Source organism: Corynebacterium sp. NPDC104732 (assembly GCF_055583565.1).
In genome coordinates, this window is sequence record NZ_JBVJNS010000027.1 from 1 (window position 1) to 18,185 (window position 18,185).

Annotated in this window: 13 protein-coding genes and 1 pseudogene; 8 read left to right on the top strand and 6 right to left on the bottom strand. The window is 60.7% G+C overall.

Going from position 1 to position 18,185, the window contains the following annotated elements; all coding sequences use genetic code 11:
* Positions 1 to 182 (bottom strand): annotated as a pseudogene (locus ACZ6ZO_RS12140) (AMP nucleosidase); the annotation flags it as partial.
* A gap of 117 nt (positions 183 to 299) precedes the next feature.
* Here ACZ6ZO_RS12140 and ACZ6ZO_RS12145 point away from each other — a divergent pair.
* Genes ACZ6ZO_RS12145 through ACZ6ZO_RS12165 form a run of 5 tightly spaced genes read left to right on the top strand, consistent with a single transcriptional unit; the run spans position 300 to position 4,703 of the window.
* A complete protein-coding gene (locus ACZ6ZO_RS12145; RefSeq protein WP_208768294.1) occupies positions 300 to 1,019 on the top strand; it encodes an SDR family oxidoreductase in 720 nt (239 codons plus the stop codon).
* A gap of 32 nt (positions 1,020 to 1,051) precedes the next feature.
* Positions 1,052 to 1,705: an isochorismatase family protein gene (locus ACZ6ZO_RS12150; protein ID WP_465292915.1), complete on the top strand. Its 654-nt coding sequence runs from the start codon at positions 1,052 to 1,054 to the stop codon at positions 1,703 to 1,705.
* Positions 1,702 to 2,850 (top strand): isochorismate synthase, encoded by a 1,149-nt coding sequence (locus ACZ6ZO_RS12155; protein ID WP_465292917.1) that lies wholly within the window; start codon positions 1,702 to 1,704, stop codon positions 2,848 to 2,850. The genes ACZ6ZO_RS12150 and ACZ6ZO_RS12155 overlap by 4 nt, the downstream gene beginning before the upstream one ends.
* Entirely contained in the window at positions 2,837 to 4,492 is a 1,656-nt protein-coding gene (locus ACZ6ZO_RS12160) for a (2,3-dihydroxybenzoyl)adenylate synthase (protein ID WP_465292919.1), read from the top strand. Before ACZ6ZO_RS12155 ends, ACZ6ZO_RS12160 begins: the two co-directional genes overlap by 14 nt.
* Complete coding sequence (locus ACZ6ZO_RS12165) at positions 4,479 to 4,703, top strand: phosphopantetheine-binding protein (protein WP_208768298.1); 225 nt, start codon at positions 4,479 to 4,481, stop codon at positions 4,701 to 4,703. The genes ACZ6ZO_RS12160 and ACZ6ZO_RS12165 overlap by 14 nt, the downstream gene beginning before the upstream one ends.
* On the opposite strand, the gene ACZ6ZO_RS12170 is transcribed toward ACZ6ZO_RS12165, so the two are convergent.
* The 5 genes from ACZ6ZO_RS12170 to ACZ6ZO_RS12190 form a co-directional block, all read right to left on the bottom strand.
* Positions 4,690 to 5,451: a heme ABC transporter ATP-binding protein gene (locus ACZ6ZO_RS12170; RefSeq protein WP_465292921.1), complete on the bottom strand. Its 762-nt coding sequence runs from the start codon at positions 5,449 to 5,451 to the stop codon at positions 4,690 to 4,692. The genes ACZ6ZO_RS12165 and ACZ6ZO_RS12170 overlap by 14 nt on opposite strands.
* Positions 5,448 to 6,530, bottom strand: a complete 1,083-nt coding sequence (locus ACZ6ZO_RS12175; protein WP_343158763.1) for a FecCD family ABC transporter permease — start codon at positions 6,528 to 6,530, stop codon at positions 5,448 to 5,450. Before ACZ6ZO_RS12175 ends, ACZ6ZO_RS12170 begins: the two co-directional genes overlap by 4 nt.
* A gap of 9 nt (positions 6,531 to 6,539) precedes the next feature.
* Positions 6,540 to 7,634, bottom strand: a complete 1,095-nt coding sequence (locus ACZ6ZO_RS12180; protein WP_208768300.1) for an ABC transporter substrate-binding protein — start codon at positions 7,632 to 7,634, stop codon at positions 6,540 to 6,542.
* Positions 7,635 to 7,716: 82 nt separating this feature from the next.
* Complete coding sequence (locus ACZ6ZO_RS12185; RefSeq protein WP_465292924.1) at positions 7,717 to 11,190, bottom strand: ABC transporter ATP-binding protein; 3,474 nt, start codon at positions 11,188 to 11,190, stop codon at positions 7,717 to 7,719.
* Positions 11,187 to 12,323 carry a nucleotide disphospho-sugar-binding domain-containing protein gene (locus ACZ6ZO_RS12190; protein ID WP_343158767.1) on the bottom strand — a complete coding sequence of 379 codons (1,137 nt, stop codon included), beginning with the start codon at positions 12,321 to 12,323 and terminating at the stop codon, positions 11,187 to 11,189. The genes ACZ6ZO_RS12185 and ACZ6ZO_RS12190 overlap by 4 nt, the downstream gene beginning before the upstream one ends.
* 136 nt (positions 12,324 to 12,459) lie before the next feature.
* Between ACZ6ZO_RS12190 and ACZ6ZO_RS12195 the strand changes: the two genes are divergently transcribed.
* The 3 genes from ACZ6ZO_RS12195 to ACZ6ZO_RS12205 form a co-directional block, all read left to right on the top strand.
* Positions 12,460 to 13,749, top strand: a complete 1,290-nt coding sequence (locus ACZ6ZO_RS12195) for an alpha/beta hydrolase-fold protein (RefSeq protein ID WP_465292926.1) — start codon at positions 12,460 to 12,462, stop codon at positions 13,747 to 13,749.
* A 9-nt stretch (positions 13,750 to 13,758) separates the two neighbouring features.
* The gene (locus ACZ6ZO_RS12200; protein ID WP_465292928.1) at positions 13,759 to 17,583 is read left to right on the top strand and encodes an amino acid adenylation domain-containing protein; all 3,825 of its coding nucleotides are present in this window, start codon (positions 13,759 to 13,761) and stop codon (positions 17,581 to 17,583) included.
* A gap of 397 nt (positions 17,584 to 17,980) precedes the next feature.
* Positions 17,981 to 18,185, top strand: a 205-nt coding sequence (locus tag ACZ6ZO_RS12205) for a hypothetical protein (RefSeq protein WP_465292930.1), incomplete at its 3' end; no start/stop codon positions are given.

Genomic DNA, 18,185 nt, shown 5'->3' on the forward strand with positions numbered 1-18,185 from the left:
AACGGCTCAGTCCTATCAATAGGACGCCACTCGGTTACCTCAATAACCAGTTTGGGGTACACCACCTGCTCGTACCCCTCAGCAGTATCGTGCTGCAGAAGTTCGACACCACGCGCGGTGGCCTGGTCATAGAGAGAAATCAGCCGGTCGACAGCCTCGTTCGGGATGCGCATCTGTTCCATGGCGCCAGCCTATCTGTGTTGTTCGGGACGTGCCCGACGCACGACAATGATCTGATTTTCCCACCAGGCAAATTAGGATAGGCTAACCTTAGTTTTGAACTATTAGAAAGGATTTTCATGCCAGATTCAGGTCCTGAAGCCCACCCAATCGCGGTGGTGACCGGGGCGAATGGCGGGATAGGTAGCGCTGTCACAGCGGCACTCAGCTCTCGGGGCTACCGCGTCCTACCGTGGACGCATCCGCCATACGATGTCACTAACTCCGCGGGCGTCGCCGACGCCATCTCCGAAATCGAGCGCGACCACGGCCCGATTAGCGCCCTCGTTCACACCGCCGGAGCGCTCCTACCCGATGCCGCCCTGTCCCCTGATTCGACAGCTTTAGAACGCTGCATGGAGGTCAATTTCCGCGGCACTGTCAACGTATGTTCCGCCATCGCGCAACGCATGGTGGTGCGACGACACGGAGCAATCGTGGTGGTGTCCTCGAATGCAGCTACCGTGCCCCGCGCGAATCTCGCCGCCTACTGCGCCTCAAAGGCTGCCACCACCGCCTGGACCAAAGTACTGGGACTTGAATGTGCGCCCTTCGGCGTGCGCTGCAATGTTGTCTCCCCCGGATCCACGGATACCCCGATGCTCACCGCACTGACCGGGAGCGCCCCTGGCGCATCCATCGTAGGCCGGCCCGAGGAATTCCGGCTCGGCATCCCGCTCGGACGCATCGCAACTCCGCAAGACATCGCCCACGCGTGCGCCTTCCTGCTCTCCGACGCAGCTGCACACATCACCATGCACGACCTGCGCGTTGACGGTGGAGCCACCCTCGACGCCTAATCCATCCCACTATCAAAAGGAATCCCCGCTTCATGGCTATCCCACGCATCCCCGCCTATCGCATCCCTGAACTGCCGGAAACCTCCACCACTCACTGGCACCCTAACCCGCAACGCGCGGCACTGCTTGTCCATGACATGCAGGAGTATTTCCTCGCAGCCTATGACCACGCTGCCGAACCCGTGAGCCGCGCAGTCGAGAACATCAGCGCATTAATCCGAGCCGCAGAACAACACAAGATTCCCGTGTACTTTTCGGTTCAGCCGCCACAGCAAAAGCGAGACCGGCGCGGTTTACTCAGCGAATTCTGGGGACCAGGACTTCAGACCGAGGCCGACGCTCGGGTCGTCGATAAGCTGCCGCTTGACACCAACAACCCGCTCCACCATGTGGTGACCAAATGGCGCTATTCCGCCTTCGAGCGCACTGACCTGCGCCACGCTCTCGCTTATGCCGGGCGTGATCAATTGCTTATCACCGGCGTATACGGCCACATAGGCTGCAAGGTCACAGCCACCGACGCGTTCATGAGTGACATCCAACCCTTCCTCATCAACGACGCCATCGCCGATTTCTCCGCCGCTGACCACGCCCAAACCACCGATTGGGTCGCACGCCGCTGCGGCATGGTGTCCAACACCCATGAGATCCTGTCCCAGTTGGAAGCAGTGGTAGTTTCTCGATGACCCCCGCGTTTATCCTCACTGACAGCAACCACACCCTCACTGGGGTTGGCACCACAGCTACCTGGGGCGATGCCGCGTCGGCCCGTGCAGCCCTTAGCAACGGCGAAGTTCCCCTCATCGTGGGGGCGCTCCCCTTTCACCACCACGAACCGGCAGCGCTGTTCACCCCAGAACGATACTGGTTCAACCATGGTCCGGCCCGCCCCGTTCCTTCTTTCGCCGAGGACGCGACAGCTGCCCGCCCTTCCGATCGCATGCCGGTGCAGATCCTTTCGGAGACTGATCACCACCCGCGTGAGGTGCACACAGTCCGCGTGCGCCGCGCCGTCGACCTGCTGCGGATGGGGGCAATGGATAAGATCGTGTTGTCCCGCGCTGTGCAGTTTCACCTCGATCACCCGGTAGCCCCTCGCGAGCTGTTTGAACACTACGTCGCCGGCTCGGGAACCGGACACGGGCACCTCGTGGACCTCAGCAGTGCCAGCGCCCGCACGCACGGCCACTACCTCGTTGGCTCTAGCCCTGAGCTTTTGATCGCCAAGCGAGGTCGGCACATCACCTCACATCCGCTTGCCGGAACGGCTCCCCGCTCCGCGGACCCAGTAAAGGATCAAGCTTTAGCCACGGAGCTGCTACTTTCGGAGAAAAACCGCGCCGAGCACGCCTATGTCACGTCGGAGATCCGTCGCCTTCTCACCCCCTATTGCTCGGAACTGTACATCCCGCGATCACCCTCGCTCACCAGTTCTTCCCACACCTGGCATCTGGGCACCCCGATGTGGGGCACACTGAAGGACGAGTCGGTGTCTGCACTCGAACTGGCCGAAGTGTTGCACCCGACCCCGGCGGTAGGTGGCTACCCCACGCAGATCGCGCAAGCCTTCCTCGCTGAGGAGGAGGCAGATCGCGGCTTCTATGCCGGTGCCCTGGGCTGGTCGGATAAGCACGGCAATGGTGAGTGGCGGGTCACCATCCGCAGCGCCATTATCGACGGCGACACTGTGACAGCCCACGCTGGCGGCGGCATCGTCGCCGAATCAGATCCAGAGACAGAGTTTGCGGAAACGGAAACCAAGCTAGGACCAGTGCGGGCCGCGCTCACGGCGTGCCTGGTGGATCGGGAGCACGCCGATGTCTGCAGTTAGTACCGCGCCCCTATTCCCACCAGAGTTCGCGCGTCGCTATCGCGCAGCGGGCTACTGGACTGACGACCACTTCGCCACCTTCCTCGCCACCTGCGCCGAGAGATTCCCCCAGCGTACTGCGGCGACCGGCCGGAATCAGCTGGGCGATTGGGTCAGCCTGACCTATGCACAACTTGCCGATTCGGCCGCACGCTTAGCATCCCGCCTCCACCGTGGGGGTGTCCGTCCGGGCGATTTCGTGCTTGTCCAGTTGCCTAATCGCATCGATTATTTACAGGCAATTTTCGCGGTATTTCACCTCGGCGCGCGTCCGATCTTCACACTCCCTGCGCACCGAGACGCCGAGCTTCGCTCCTTCACAGAGCTTTCCGACGCCACGGCGTTGATCACCATGGGCTCCTACGGCGGTTTCGACTACCGCGATTTAGCCAGTCGCCTGCAAGAGGAGTTTCCTCAGCTCACCGTATTTGTGTCTGCAGCTGACCCCGGCCCACATCAGCCGCTGTTTGATTCCGAAATAGCTGAGCCCTGGCAAGCTGTGGCCACAGACACAGAGGACATCGCATTTCTGCAGGTATCGGGCGGGACCACCGGCACCCCGAAGTTGATTCCCCGCTCCCATGCGGACTATTTGTATTCGGTGCGTCGCTCCGTAGAGATCTGCGAGCTTTCACCGGAGACGGTATTCCTCGTGGTTTTGCCAGCCTCGCACAACTTCACGATGAGTTCCCCCGGCATCCTCGGCGTGCTGTTCGCAGGCGGACAGGTAGTGCTGAGTGAGGACCCCTCCCCCTCGGTGGCCTTCGATCTCATCGAAAAGTATCGGGTGTCAATGACCGCAGTGGTGCCACCGCTGGCATTGGTGTGGCTGGAGCTCTTCCCGGTGCTCAACCGGGATGCTTCCTCGCTCCAAGTCCTGCAGGTAGGCGGGGCGAAATTTACCCCAGAGTCTGCTCGCCGAGTCGAACCCGAATTGGGCTGCCGATTGCAGCAGGTTTTCGGCATGGCAGAGGGGCTAGTCAATTACACGCTGCTCAACGACCCGCCGGAGCTCATCACCACCAGTCAGGGGCATCCGATGAGCCCCGCTGACGAAGTCCTCGTTCTTGATCCCCAAGGAAATCCGGTGGCTCCCGGCGAACGCGGGGTGCTGTGGACCCGCGGCCCATACACCATCCGAGGCTATGTCGGCGGGGCCGATGCCAGCTCCTTCTCCGAGGACGGCTTCTACTGCACCGGTGACGTTGTTCGCCAACTCCCCAGCGGATACTTGGTGGTGGAGGGCCGGGACAAGGATCAAATCAACCGTGCCGGGGAGAAGATCTCTCCGGAAGAAATTGAGGATCACTTGGTGTCTCACCCAGCAGTACGTGATGCAGCGGTGGTGGGTCTTCCCGACGATCTCCTCGGCGAGCGAACCTGCGCCTACATTGTCCTCTGCGGCGAAGCCACCGCCGGCGACGCGAGCGAGATTCGCCGCTTTCTCCACGGCCGTGGCCTTGCGGCATACAAGATCCCCGACCACATAGAATTCGCGCACAAGTTCCCGCTCACCGGAGTGGGCAAAGTGAGTCGCAAGGAGCTGCGCGCCCGCTTGGCCGAATTCCTCCTCACCAGAAAAGGACCCCATGCTCCTCACTAAAGAAAAGATCATGAGAGATACCGCCGAAGCACTCGGGATGGAGCCCGACGCGCTAAGCACCACCGTTCCCGTAGTCGATCAAGGGCTCAACTCCTTGCGCTTGATGATGCTGGTGGAACGGTGGCGCTGCGAAGGTTACCCCGCTGACTTCCACCAGCTCATGGCGCTGGACAGCGTCGACAAGTGGCTCGAGTGCCTCACCGCGGAATGATCAACGGCACGCCCGTTTCCGGGTGCGCGATGCGCAGGATTTGCTGTCCGTATACCTCATGCACCCGCTCTTCCGTGAGCACCTCATCAGGTGGCCCATCAGCAACAACCTCGCCTGAGCGCAACATGATGATGCGATCCGCGTAGCGCGCAGCCAAATTGAGGTCGTGCAGCACCACAATGACCAACACGCCTGCATCCCGCGCCGAGCGGGCACGACTCAGGACGAGCTCCTGGTGGCGTAAATCCAAAGCCGCGGTGGGCTCGTCCAGAAACATGATGGGCGTGGTTTGTGCGTCGGTGCGTGCGAAATTGCAGCGGGCGAACTCGCCGCCAGAAAGCGTCATGGTGCTGCGGTCCCGGAGTCTTTGCAGTTCGGAGACCGCCAAAGCGCGTTCGACAACCTCACGATCCAGCGAATCGTTCACGGGATGCGGCAGTCGAGCCATCTGCACCAGCTCAGCCACGCTGAACCCGAATCGGGCTTCGTTGGATTGCAGCATCACCGCACGCTCTCGCGCCAATTCGGCGGCCCCCCACTGGGCCAAGGGCTTCCCGCCGACCAGCACTTCCCCGGAGCTCGGCGGGAAGTCACCAGCGAGCACACCCAAGAGTGTGGACTTTCCCGCCCCATTCGGCCCCACCAAAGCCACCAACTCACCTGCTTCGAGTTCACAGTTCACCCCGCGCAGCAGCGCGCGGCCATCGACGGTGAAGCTCACCTCACTCACCGAAATTTCGGCAGTCACCACATGCTCCTTTTCTCACGCAACACAAGAAATAGGAAGAAGGGGGCACCAACCAGCGCCGTAAATAAGCCAATGGGAACCTCCGTTGGAGGCGCGATAATACGACTAACAGTATCCGAGGCGACGATGAGCGACGCACCCGCCACCGCCGAAGCTGGCAGCAAGGCGCGGTGCATCGGACCGACGATAAACCGCAGGATGTGTGGGACAACTAGGCCGACGAATCCGATCGCACCGGCGAAGGCAACCGCCGCAGCGGTAAGCATGGCCGTCGCAATGATCACCAGCAACCTCGCCTTGGCAACATTTAGCCCCAAGTGCTGCGCTTGGCGCTCGCCTAGCGTCAGCACATCTAACGCGCGGGAGAGAGACAGCGTGCACACTATGCCGATAACAAACACCGGGACTACCACCATCACCTGCGACCACGTCACCTTGGACAACGATCCCATCTGCCAAAACACCAGTGTCTGCAGCTCCGAATCACTTGCGATGTATGTGAAAAATCCCACCACCGCTTGGCATGCAGATCCAAGGGCGATGCCCACCAGCAGCATCCGCGCCGTCCCTCGGTTTCGTTTTGGACGAGCAAGCACGTACACCAGGAGAGTAATAGCCAAGCCGGCCACAAAAGCGCCCACTGGTACCACCCATTGTGTCCCTAGTGTCTGCAGTAGCCACGTGTGTTTGAAGGAGCCAGCGAGCACAATGGCACCCACGGCGCCCACACTGGCACCACTGGTCACTCCAACAATCCCGGGATCTGCCAACGGATTGTTGAAAAGGCTCTGCAGAGCAGCACCAGAGATCGCGAGCGACGCACCTACCACTGCGCCCATAATGACTCGGGGCACACGGAGCATCCACACCACATTGATATCCCTGGTGGACAGGTGCCCGGCGTCTACCGCACCAAACTTGAAAGCAAAGATGCGCCAGACATCAGGAATCGGGATCCGTAGTGGCCCCAGAGATACGCCTACAATCACAAGTGCCAACAACACTCCGCCGCCAACCAACAATGTGGCAGCCAAGGAGATTCTGCGGACCCTTGATTCCGTACTGCGCTCTTTTAGCATCTGGTTCCTTTAGTTTCCGAATTCTTTCACCAGGGCGTCGGCAAGCGCTTGTGCTCCTACACCCAGTTCTGGGCTGGTGTAGCGGATCTGCGCATCTGGCATGACGATCACTCGCTGCTCCCGACCAGCGGTAGTGTCTTTGAGAGTGGGGAACGCAGACCACATTCCTTCTTCGCTACCCCACTTCTTCAAATCAGATTCAGCGATCAAGATGATTTCTGGATCCGCGGCCAGCAGGCCTTCATTGCTGAACTCGCGAGAGAATCCGCGTAATCCGGCTTCCTCTCCAACAGATTTCAACCCCATAGCTGTCACCAGCTCCACGCCCGGGGTACCTTTACCTGCAACGGAGTTCTGACCACCGGCACCCGTAGCAGTAAGCTGAATAACCCGCTTGCCTGCAATGTTGCTCGCAGCCATTTTGGAATATGCATCCTTAAGCTGTGCGGAAATGTCCGCGACCAGTTTCTCTCCCGCCTGGGTGGCACCTACATACTCCGAAACAGCCTTGATTTTGCCCAACTGTGGCTGCTGATCATCTACCACTACAGCGTCCATGGCAACGTCACGGAACTGCTGTGCGACCGTGCCGTGGCGCTTGGTGTTATCCCCAATGAACAAGGTGCCGTCGATAGCAAGCAGTCCCTCTGCGCCAGTGTCCTTACCGAACTTGAAGTGTTGTTCGGCGCAGATGCCCTCGGGGGAGGTGGAATCCTCGGAGGCGGCGTAGATCTTATCGGCCAGCCCCAACGCGCCCAATGTCGCGGAAATACCATCGCCGGCGGAAATGATCTTGCTGATGTCTTTGACCTCGACTTCGGCTCCGATGCCATCTTTGACCTTCGCTGGCAGCTGAACTTCAGCGTCGAGTTCGGCGAAGTCGTTGGTGGAGGTCACATGAATCCAGTCCTGATTCAGAATCAAATCGGAGCTCGCTTGCTCTTTCGCTGTGTTGATGCACTCCTGTCGCTGTTTGAGCGCAGCGTCATCGGGCGCGGCAGCCACGGCGCCGCCGCCTGTGGCGTTACCTGAGCACGCGGTGAGGGTGACGGCTGCGGACAACGCCACAACGGCAGAGAGAAGTGAACGATTACGGGACAACATGAGAGAATTGCCTTTCTATTAAGTGGGATGGGATTAGTTATGCAGCACAATGCTGGTGAGCCTCGCGGCAGCAAAATGATCATCAGCTAGTCACATGGGATTCTGAAGACGCCGCATTAAGTGAGGCAAATTGGCCATTTGCGTGCAGCAATTCAGTTGGGGTGCCCCATTCGACGATCCGTCCCCGAGCCATCACGGCAACGTAGTCACAAGCACGCGCCGTACTCAGGCGATGAGCTATCACGATGGCGGTGGCAGCGTCGGCAAGCAACTGCTCGACCACGACGCGCTCTTGCTCATGGTCTAGGTGGGAAGTGGTTTCATCCAGAATCACGATGGGATGATCAGCCACGAACGCGCGCGCCAAAGCCAAGAGTTGACGGTGAGTCAGCGGGAGATTTGTGCCTCCGGAAGAAACCTCGGTGGCGAGTAGTGTTTCATCGGCCACGAGCCCGGCGCGTCGCACAGCGTCATATAGCTGGGATTGCGTGGCCTCCGGTGCACCATAGCGGAGATTGTCTCGAACGTTGCCGGAGAAAAGGAACGGTTCTTGGGGGACATAGGCGACGCGATCGGCGCCTATCACGGTGCCGTGATCAGGACTGGCGAGTCCGGAAAGCACGGTGGCTAGCGAGGTCTTCCCGGAGCCGGATTCTCCAACAATCGCCACCTTTGCCCCTTGAGGAACCTCGAAAGAAACCTGATCGAGCGCCGTTATCGGGGTGCCGTCATCGGCATAGTAACGCAGCGAAACCTCCCGTGCACACAGGGCATAACCGGCGGGTGCGGCATCGCGGTGGAGAGTTGCTGCTGGTTCTTCCGCCAGGAAGGCGTGCAGGCGCCGAACACCAACGACTGCTTGTTGGAGGGCATCGAAGTGATTGGAAAGCTGCTGAATTGGGCTGTAGAACAACGCCTGGAGCAGCAAGAACGCGGTGGCTGCGCCGAGGCTCAGCTCATTGCGGGCAATCAAATGAGCACTGGCTACCAAAATGAGGGCATAAGCAGCCTGTCCCATCAAGACAACGAAGGGAAAATACAGGGAGATATACAGCTGCGCCCGTTCGCGCGAGTCTCGGTAGCGTTCGGAGAGCTGCTTGAAGGCGCGGCGGCTCGCCCCTTGCTGGCCAGCGGCCTGCACGGTTTTCATGCCGCCTACCTGCTCTTGTACGTAGCTATTGACCTTCCCGATGCGATCGCGGGCTTGATCATAAGCGCGGGCAACACCGCATTTGAAGGCTACGGTGGCCACGATGATGAAGGGAAGCGGGGCGAGGGCCACTGCGGCGAGAGTCGGGCTGACAAGGAGCATAGCGGAAGCCGCTCCCACCATGGTCAGTACGCTGACGAGCGAATTGGCCAGGCTGTTTTGCAGGAACCGGGCGAGGGAATCAACGTCTACGGTCATCCGTGTCAGGAGGTCATCGTCGTTGCTGCCACGCAGGCGCTGCACGCCGATGCGGTAAAGGTGCTGCACGCTGCGGATCCGCAAAATGTACTGGACGGACTCGCTGGCACGAGCGCTAAGGCGAGTCGCGGCAATCTGGGCGAACCAATCAGTGACTACTACTAACAAGGCGAGGGCGCCGATCAGGAGGTAGTCCGGGCTGTCAATGCCGTGTTGGATCAGGATCGGCAGCGCCGATTGCGCTAGGGCGCTGACAGCGATCGCTGCAAACGCCCCGAGGAACGTGAAGCGGGCGGGAGCGGCCATGCTCAGCAGGGTGCGTCGCTGTTCGGCGAGGGCTGCTTCACGCACGCGAGGGCTGGGCTCGCCGGGCGCCGCTGCAAGCGCCTTAGCGACGCTAGGTTCCGGCTGGGCAGTTGCCAGTGTGGACTCCGGCGTGACAGCATCCTGCGTGGCTATTCCCATGAGGGCGCGGAAGTAGGGATTCCTCCCCTTCAACTCGGTAAAGGTGCCGGTGTCGTGGATCTGGCCGTCTTTCAGCACGATGATTCGGTCCGCCAGCTGCGCCGTGGAGTTTCTTCGGGCGACGATCAGCGCGCATCGATCTTCTCGGGTTTTCCAGGAACGCAAACCTGCCAGAATGAGCTGTTCGGTGTGTGCATCGACTGAGGAGGAGATGTCGTCGATGAGCAGGACTTTGGGATCGCGGAGCAAGGTGCGCGCCAGCGCGATGCGCTGGCGTTGGCCGCCAGAGAGGTTGCGCCCCATGGCAGTGACGCTTCCCGCTAGGCCACGTTCGGCGATCACCTCGCCCAAACCACTGAGCCTGATCGCCTCTTGTACCTCCGCGTCCGTCACGTTATTCGGGGCGCCGTACCGGATGTTGTCTGCGATGGTTCCGGCGAATAGGTAGGGCTCCTCAAATACCACTCCGAGGTAGTCGCGCAATTCCGGTTGCGACAACTCCGCCGCTAGTCGATCCGCAAACCGGATCTCTCCGGCGGTTGGGTCGTACATGCGAGCAGCAAGCTGGATGATGCTGGTTTTTCCGGAGCCGCTGTCTCCCACGAGGGCGACGGTCTCGCCAGGGCGTACCTGCAGGTCTATGTCGCGCACGGCGGGTTGTGGCGCGTCTGGATAGCTGAGGGCCAACCCACGCATACTGATGCTTCCGACTGCGGGCGCGGGAAGAGTGCCGTATGTGAGCTCGGGCTGCAGCTGCAGGACTTCATCAATGCGGTCCAGGCTGGCTTTGGTGCGTTGCGCAATAACGAGGAAGGAGGCCAGCACGCGGGTAGGCCCGGTGAGCATACCGAGGTACAACACAAACGCAATAAAAGTGCCCGGGTCCACTGCCCCGGTGCCGATCTGCCATTTGCCGGCTATCAGCAGCACTACCTGGCCGAGTGCTGGAATACCCAGGAGCGTGGCACCTGGAACGGCTTGGGCATAAGAGCTCGCGATACGATCACGGAGCAGTCCGGTGCAGCGCAGTTCTAGGGAGGCCAGTTCCCGAGGCTGTTGAGAGAAAGCGGTGGTCACCGCAATGCCGTCGACAAGCTCGCGGACGTGTTCGGTCATGCTGGCGAGCTCCCGCTGTGCCCGGCCGGTAGTGGCGATGACGCGGCGACGAGTGAACCAGGCGGTGCAACCGAGGGCCACGACGATGGCGACGGTGATCAAGCTCAGCGCCGGGGACAGCCACACCATGACGGCGATGCCACAGAGGTAGTAGGTGCAGACGGCCAGCGGAACTGGACACATGCTGAGCAGGGGGTGGGTTTGCTGCACGTCGCTGCTCAGGCGGGCGATGATGTTTCCGGCGCCGATCGTGTCACGCTGGTGGCCGTCAAGGTTGTGGACAGCGTCGAAAACTTTGGTGCGGAGCCGATGTTGGACGCGCAATGATAGCTTTCCGGCAAGATAGCGACGCAGGTAGTCGCCCCCGAAGTCCAGTAGGGCGATCCCCATGAGCAGTGCGCCGAACACCCAGAGCTGCTCGGTGTGACCGGCGAGGGCTTCGTTGACGGCGCGGCGGGACAGCAGCGGCCCGGCGACCACCGCGATAATGGTCGCGCTAGAAACTGCCACGATGCCGACGATGAGGCGCGGGTAGTGCGCGCACTCCTTCATTAGCGTGCGGTTCATGGGGCCCGGACCAGGTCGCTGAGCTGGGCTGCGACTGTCGCCGGGGCGGGCATGGCAGCCAATTCCGCAGCTACCGCATGCGCTTGTCGACGCAGTTCTTCATCCCCCATTACCCCGCGGAGAAACTCGGCGCTGAGTCCGGTTTCGGGCGGGAGCACTCCGCACCCGCGGTTGCGTACAATTGCTGCGTTGTGGGGGCGGTCTGCGCCTTCTCCGAAAATGACTTGAGGAATGGCGTGGCTGAGGGCGGTGAAGGTGTTTCCGGCTCCGCCGTGATGGATGAACAGGTCAGCTTGGTGATAGGCATCTGGGCCGAGCCAGTCAACGAGTTGGACGTTCGCGGGGAGCTGTGCCGGGAGGCCCGCGCGGGCGTTGGTGCGCAGTTGGACAGTGAATTGGGCGTCGAGTTCTTCCGCCTGTTTGGTGATCCAGCTGATGAGGTCAAGCCCGTCGACCATGGGTTTGAGCGTGCCTAGGCTGACCAAGATGCGGCGTTGCCCCTGCTCGTCCTCAGCATGGACGTCTCTCAGGTGCAGTTCGGTGCCACCGTTGTATGGCACGTAGCGCATGGGAACCACCTCAGCCTTGGGGTAGTCGAGCACACTCATACTCGGGGGAGCGACGTCGATCCAGCGCAGATCTTGATGCGGTGCTTCCAGTATGTGGGGGACTCCGTGGCGTCGTAGCGCTGGCTCCAAGGCGCGGGTCACGGTATTTACATGCGTCGGCTGGTGGGCGAATCCAACAGTCTGGAGCACGGTGGGGATGCCGAATTTTGAGCCGAGCAGCCGAGCTGCCACGCCTAGCGGCGGGTAGACGATGAGGTCGGGCTGGTATGCCCGGGTAAATTCAACGAGATTATCGGACATTTCTTCACTGAAGAAGGCGAATCCGCCGGGTTTGGTACCGAGGTTTCGTTGCTTTCGGCTGGCTTCTTGCCTGCGGTATTCTGCGTCGGGGTCAAGTCCCGGAGCGGCGTTGAAGGTTGGCAGCCCAGCGTGAATGACCTGTTCAGTCATGGCTCCACCGGTGGCAAGGACGACATCGTGGCCGTTGCTTCGGAATGCGTGAGCAAGGGATACCACTGGGTACAGCAGCCCATAGAGGGGCGGGCCGATGACGAGAATCTTCATGTTTCCTCCGCCTGCGTGGCAGCGCACAGTCAATTGGTTCTGATAATCAGAGTCTTTACTTATTCAACGATGTGAAGTTAGCATAGGCTAACCTACATTGTCTATGACTGTGCAGCTCCCTTAAGAAAGGACCCGTGTGTCTGACAGCCCCCATTCCTCGTGGCCTTCAGCGACCCTCGATAGTGCTGATGAACTGGAAAATTCACTAGTCAGTGTTCTTGAAACTGCCGCCCGCCATGGCCGCGCAGCCGAAGCCTGGGACGCACTTACCACTGCTGGAACGCCGATCATGCACCCCTCCTGTGGCGCCGCGAGTTTCCTCTTCCGTCTCCCAGCGGGCGCTCCTGCAACTTCCTCCGTCCATCTACGCCTCAATCGGCTCACCGATAAGGAGAACGCTGACCGCGGGGTCATGCGTCGTATAGCGGATACTCCCATGTGGGTACGGACCCTCGACCTGCCGCCGACATACCGTGGCTCCTACGGTTTTCAGCTCGTCCCTCCGGGGCGCAGCAAGCCCCATAGCGAAGGCCCCCCTCCACACAATTCCTGCCGCACCCTCCCGGATCCCCACGCCAGAGCGCAACTAACCCAGGACGGCAGCAACGGGCTATCCATCGTCGCAGGCAGTGCAGCAGAGGCGCAGCCCCATTGGCCCGCCAGCCCGCGGCCAGAGGCGCTCACCGCATTGCGTGGCACGTTGATCACCGACACGCTGCGAGACCACACCGGCACCCCACTGCAAGTGTACCTCTACCTGCCGGAAACTAGCCCGGAAATCGGCAGCCACACAGACGCCGCGCTCTTGACGCTTTTCGACGCCGAAACGTGGTTCCCTCGGCTCCAGCTCCCCGCTGCGCTGGAAGCTGCCGGATCGGCGCTCCCGCGGCTGACTGTATTCGGAGTGTGCTGCGAGAGCATTCCGCAACGGATCCAACGGCTAGGGGCCAATCACGAATTCCTCGAATTCATCAGTTCTGTGGGCACCACCTGGGCAGTAGAAACTGCCCGCACCAAAGGAGTCCGGATAAACCTACAACGCGGCAATGTGCTGGCGGGACAGTCTCTCGGTGGCCTGTCTTGTTTATACGCTGCCCGACACTTCCCGGAACGGTACAGCGCTGTGATCGCCCAGTCGCCTTCGTTGTGGTGGACTCCCGACGGCGCTTCCGCCCCCAAAGATCTGAGCATTCAACGTAATGACTGGATCACCACACAATTCTGGTCCACACCTTCCGCCAGGACACCGCTGCCACGGATCTTCCTGGATGTAGGTGCCCGGGAGAACATTACGGTGGCCCGACTCCACGTCCTCTCGATGGCACTAGACGCCGCTCGCTGGCCTTTTCAGTTGCAGGTTTACGACGGTGGCCACGACTATGCCTGCTGGCGTGGCGCGCTTTTTAATCACCTCACTCACCTGTAAAGGACAACCATGCTCGACCAGCTTTCTCCCCAGCAACAGTCACTGTGGTTCGCGCAAGCAGCCGAACCGGGTTCAGCGCGGTTTCAGTGCGCTGAACTGGTATTTTTTAGCGCTCCCGTTGACTTTTCCGTGCTCGCGGAGACAATCCGCCACTGCCTCCGGCAATTGCCCCAGTTCGCCGCATTCCTCGGCGAGAACCCGGCTGATATCCCCATCGTCGTCAAGCGCCTCGCATGTGCCGATGACGACGACGTGCAGCAATGGGCACAACAAGAGATTTCGATCCCCGTGCATCTCACACATGGTGCCTTCACCGCTGCGGAGCTCAGTGGCCACCACCTCATTGAGCTGAGCGACGGGCGCCAAGTGTGGCTGGCCCGGTTCCACCATATTCTAGGCGATGGCTTCGCCTTCCATGCCCTCCTGAAATGGATCGCAGCTTGCTATAGCGCCCGCCTCGCTGGTGCCCCGGCCCCGGAATCGCCGTTCATCTCCGACCAGCACACAACTCAGGTGCCTACGCCAGCCCCCGCCGATAGAGACTTTTGGGCCGACTACCCCATCACGGCCGCACCCCCAGCGCTCCTGTCAGAATCACCGGGATCGATTACATCGACTGAGCTGGTAACCGTACGGGCGGAGGTGCCCACAGGCATACGCCGCAAGGTGCAGCAACTTGCGACTGACGCAGGGGTGTCGGAAGTTTCCGTCCTCACTGCCGTCATCGGTCACTACACCGCGGTGATGACAGACGCTAAGCAGGTGTGGCTGGGTCTACCTTGCGCCAACCGACCGCTGGGGCAATCGAAGATCGCCCAAGAGCCGCTGGTAGATGTGGTTCCGTTTGTCGTCTCGGCGGCAGGTCCCCTCGAACTCGATGAGGAAATACGGCGCCACCACGAACACATGACCGCGGTCCGTGCGCACGCCTCGTGTCGCTCGGAGGAAATCCGCCGGATGCACCGGGTTTCTCCATCGGATCGTATCGTGGGCCCCACGGTAAATTTCCGCCCATTTTCCCCGTCGCTGTCTCTTGCGGGCAGCTCGGCGCAGATTCGCACTGTCTCAGTGGGCGCGGTGGGGGACGTGGAATTCCTGTTCCAATCGGAAGCTGGTGGCTTCGCGGTGCAGGCTTTTGCCTACGGGACAACGTCTGCTGCGCTGGATCTGCATCTTCGGCGCATCACCCACTTGTTGAGCTGCGTAGCTGACGGCGCGCGCTCTCTCACTGAATTACCGTGTGCACTGCCGGAGGAAGTGGAGCTGGTGGTGCGCCAGTTCAATAACACCGATCATCCACTACCGTGCGACACCTTGTTTGAGATGGTCTCTCGCCAGCGCGCCCGCGATGCGGCCGACCCAGAGGCTAAAGAACGCGTGGGGTTGCGCTTTGGAGAGGAATCATTGACCCGCGCCCAGATGTGGCGCCACGTTGATCAGCTGCGGGAGTGGTTGCTCACTCAAGGTTTGAGCCCCGAGCGACCGGTTGCTTTGCACCTGCGTCGGAGTCCGGCGCTGCAGTTGGCCGTTGCTGCCGCGGTGCTGGCGGGCACGTCGTGGGTGCCGATAGATCCGGAGCTGCCGAGGGAGCGAAAGCAGTACATGCTCGCGCAGTCCGGCGCGGCGGCGGTACTGACGTGCGCTGAGCTGGATATTCCTGCACCGGGTCCGGTGCTACGCGTTCGGGAAGACACCGTGAATCCGCTGGACTTGGAACAGGTGTCGCAGCGCACTGCGGTGGCGCCTAACCCGAGGCAGTGCGCCTATGTTTTGTTCACCTCGGGTTCGACCGGCCGCCCGAAGGCGGTGGCTGTGCCACAGGATGGCATTGCGAATCGGCTGGAGTGGATGACGCACTGGTACGGCATTGGCCCGCATGACGTGGTGGCGCAGAAGACTCCGAGTTCTTTTGATGTGTCAGTGTGGGAGCTTTTGTTGCCGTTTACGCACGGGGTCACAGCAGCGATCGCTCGCCCCGGCATTCACAAGGATCCGGCACAGCTTCAGGCATTTTTGCAGGCTACCGGGGCCACTGTGTGCCATTTTGTACCTTCTGCCCTGACCGTATTTCTTTCGGGCTGCACGCCGTCGTTACCGCAACTGCGCATGGTGATCACGTCCGGCGAGGCGTTGGACGCAGCGCTGGCGTCCCGCACTATGCAGCTTCTCGACGTCAAGGTGCACAATCTCTACGGCCCGACGGAAGCCGCGATTGATGTCTCGGCGCATACCTGTGCGATGGACGAGCCCCGAACTCCTATCGGCGTTCCGGTGTGGAACACCCGACTCTATGTGTTGGATCGGTGGGGCAATCCGGTGCCGGTGGGTTGCCCGGGACGGTTATATCTTTCGGGGCCACAGGTGGCCTTGGGTTATCTGGGACAGCCGGAGCTGACTGCGGAGCGCTTTGATAGGGATCCGTTCTGGCCAGCGAGCCCGGCACGCTATGACTCTGGCGATATGGCGTGCTGGACGACGGAAGGGGAGCTGCTGTACTTGGGCCGCAAGGATGCTCAGGTGAAATTGCGTGGCCAACGGTTGGAGCTTGGGGAGGTCGAGTCCGTACTGACGCAGTGCCCAGGTGTCGCACATGCGGCCGCGAAGGTAGTCCAGGCACCGAGCGGTGCCGAGCTGCTCGTGGCTTATGTGGTGGGGCCGGTGACCGCAGTGCACGTGTTGGACTTCGCGCGCGAGCAGCTACCAGATTTCATGATCCCGGCACGGGTGACGGTGTTGGAGCGGTTGCCTATTACGGTAAACGGGAAGCTCGATCGCGCGGCATTGCCGACGCCGTCTTTTGTCATTAGTGGCGATGCGTCTGATTCAGCCGATGTCCGTCGGATGCGCAGTTGTTTTGCCAAGGTGCTTGGGATTCCGGATGTCACCGCTGAAGCGAACTTCTTTGAGCTTGGTGGCACCTCGCTTAATGCGGTGGAATTGGTGTCCGAGGTGAATACCCGGTTCCCCGGGGCGGAGCTGGGCATTGCGGATGTCTTTGCCGCGCATTCTCCGGTGCAGCTAGCCGCGCGGCTACGCGCCGACGCAGGTCCCCGTTCTTTTGACACTATCTTCCCGCTGCGCGAGCACACCTCCGGAACCCCGATCTTTTGCTTTTACCCTGCGGGTGGGCTGAGTTGGTCTTATGCGCGACTCCTCCCCTTGTTGCACGATGCGAAACGTGGGGTGTTTGCGCTGCAATCTCCGCTGCTTGCGTCACCACCGCTGGATGTTACGTCCCTGCGCGAAGCCGCGGGCATCGCTGTCCGGGACATTGTGCGCGTGACGCGTGAACAAGAGGTGGACTTGATTGGCTGGTCGATTGGCGGAGTGCTGGCCCACGAGGTAGCTTATCAGCTCCGTGAGCACCACGGCATTCACGCCCGCACGCTTTGCCTGCTCGATGCCTACCCCGCCGAGTCTTGGCGTCGGCTCCCCGCACCGTCCCTCCAAGATCAGCTGCGCGGCATTGCGACGATGGCAGGTCAGCGCATTCCTCACGACGCGGTGCTTGATGAATCTCACGTTCTCAGGCTGCTCCGCACAAGTAAGGGGCCGTTTTCTCACCTTCCTGCCGACATCATAGAAAGCCTAATGCGGACGATCCGGAAGAATGCTGCCTTCATGCGTGAGCACAGCACAGCTGATGCCCAGCTGGAAGCAACTCTTTTTGTTGCCACGCAGGAGGAATCGCACCGAGAACTCGAGTTGAATCCGCAGGCCTGGCGGAGCGGAGTCGCCACCTTGCGGATCAAGGAATTGCCTGTTGATCATCCGGGCATGATGAACCCCCAAGCCCTCGCCGCCGTGGCAGAGGTGATAAACGCACGTCCATAATTTCGCTGGACAACTTCCGGTGCGGATGCCTGCCGTGGCGGTGGAGAGGGCATCGGCATTCACTCTTTGGATGGGGCGCCCGCCCTGTTCCTGCCGACGGGGAGGCGCCCCAAGCTCGCTGCGGGCGAAACTAACAAGCGCATCACAGCCACATAGCCGCTCCCGGGAGATCGTTATAGGAAGGTTACTTTTCAAGAGCGAGTGGCGGGAAAAGTAATGTGCTCAACTTGTTGTGAAAATGCCATTTTACTTGGCGATTCCACACCCCTGTCACGCTCAGCATCAAGAGCCCAGGAGCAGCGCCACTGTTTCAGAAGAGCGCAGAATGTTCCTAAAGTGACCACTGTGAAGGTTGTCAGCATGGCAATCTGGGGCCAAATATGCCGTATTGATCAGTATGACTGACTTCTCTCGTCGTGCCGCCCCCGTGCCGGATTTGGTAATGGAAACTGACGGATCAGACCGAAAAAGTACCGTTGCCCTGTGTGCCAACCTGATTGTGAGTCAATCACACAAGGAAAGTAGGCAGGTTATGTCTTTAGTTGGATTAACCGCACAGCAAAAGATCGATTTGATCACCGAGTACCTCGGGCTACCGTATG

Coding starts and splice junctions, on each gene's coding strand:
- ACZ6ZO_RS12145 (WP_208768294.1), top strand. CDS start 300: ATGCCAGATTCAGGTCCTGAAGCCCACCCAATCGCGGTGGTGACCGGG.
- ACZ6ZO_RS12150 (WP_465292915.1), top strand. CDS start 1,052: ATGGCTATCCCACGCATCCCCGCCTATCGCATCCCTGAACTGCCGGAA.
- ACZ6ZO_RS12155 (WP_465292917.1), top strand. CDS start 1,702: ATGACCCCCGCGTTTATCCTCACTGACAGCAACCACACCCTCACTGGG.
- ACZ6ZO_RS12160 (WP_465292919.1), top strand. CDS start 2,837: ATGTCTGCAGTTAGTACCGCGCCCCTATTCCCACCAGAGTTCGCGCGT.
- ACZ6ZO_RS12165 (WP_208768298.1), top strand. CDS start 4,479: ATGCTCCTCACTAAAGAAAAGATCATGAGAGATACCGCCGAAGCACTC.
- ACZ6ZO_RS12175 (WP_343158763.1), bottom strand. CDS start 6,530: ATGCTAAAAGAGCGCAGTACGGAATCAAGGGTCCGCAGAATCTCCTTG.
- ACZ6ZO_RS12180 (WP_208768300.1), bottom strand. CDS start 7,634: ATGTTGTCCCGTAATCGTTCACTTCTCTCTGCCGTTGTGGCGTTGTCC.
- ACZ6ZO_RS12185 (WP_465292924.1), bottom strand. CDS start 11,190: ATGAACCGCACGCTAATGAAGGAGTGCGCGCACTACCCGCGCCTCATC.
- ACZ6ZO_RS12190 (WP_343158767.1), bottom strand. CDS start 12,323: ATGAAGATTCTCGTCATCGGCCCGCCCCTCTATGGGCTGCTGTACCCA.
- ACZ6ZO_RS12200 (WP_465292928.1), top strand. CDS start 13,759: ATGCTCGACCAGCTTTCTCCCCAGCAACAGTCACTGTGGTTCGCGCAA.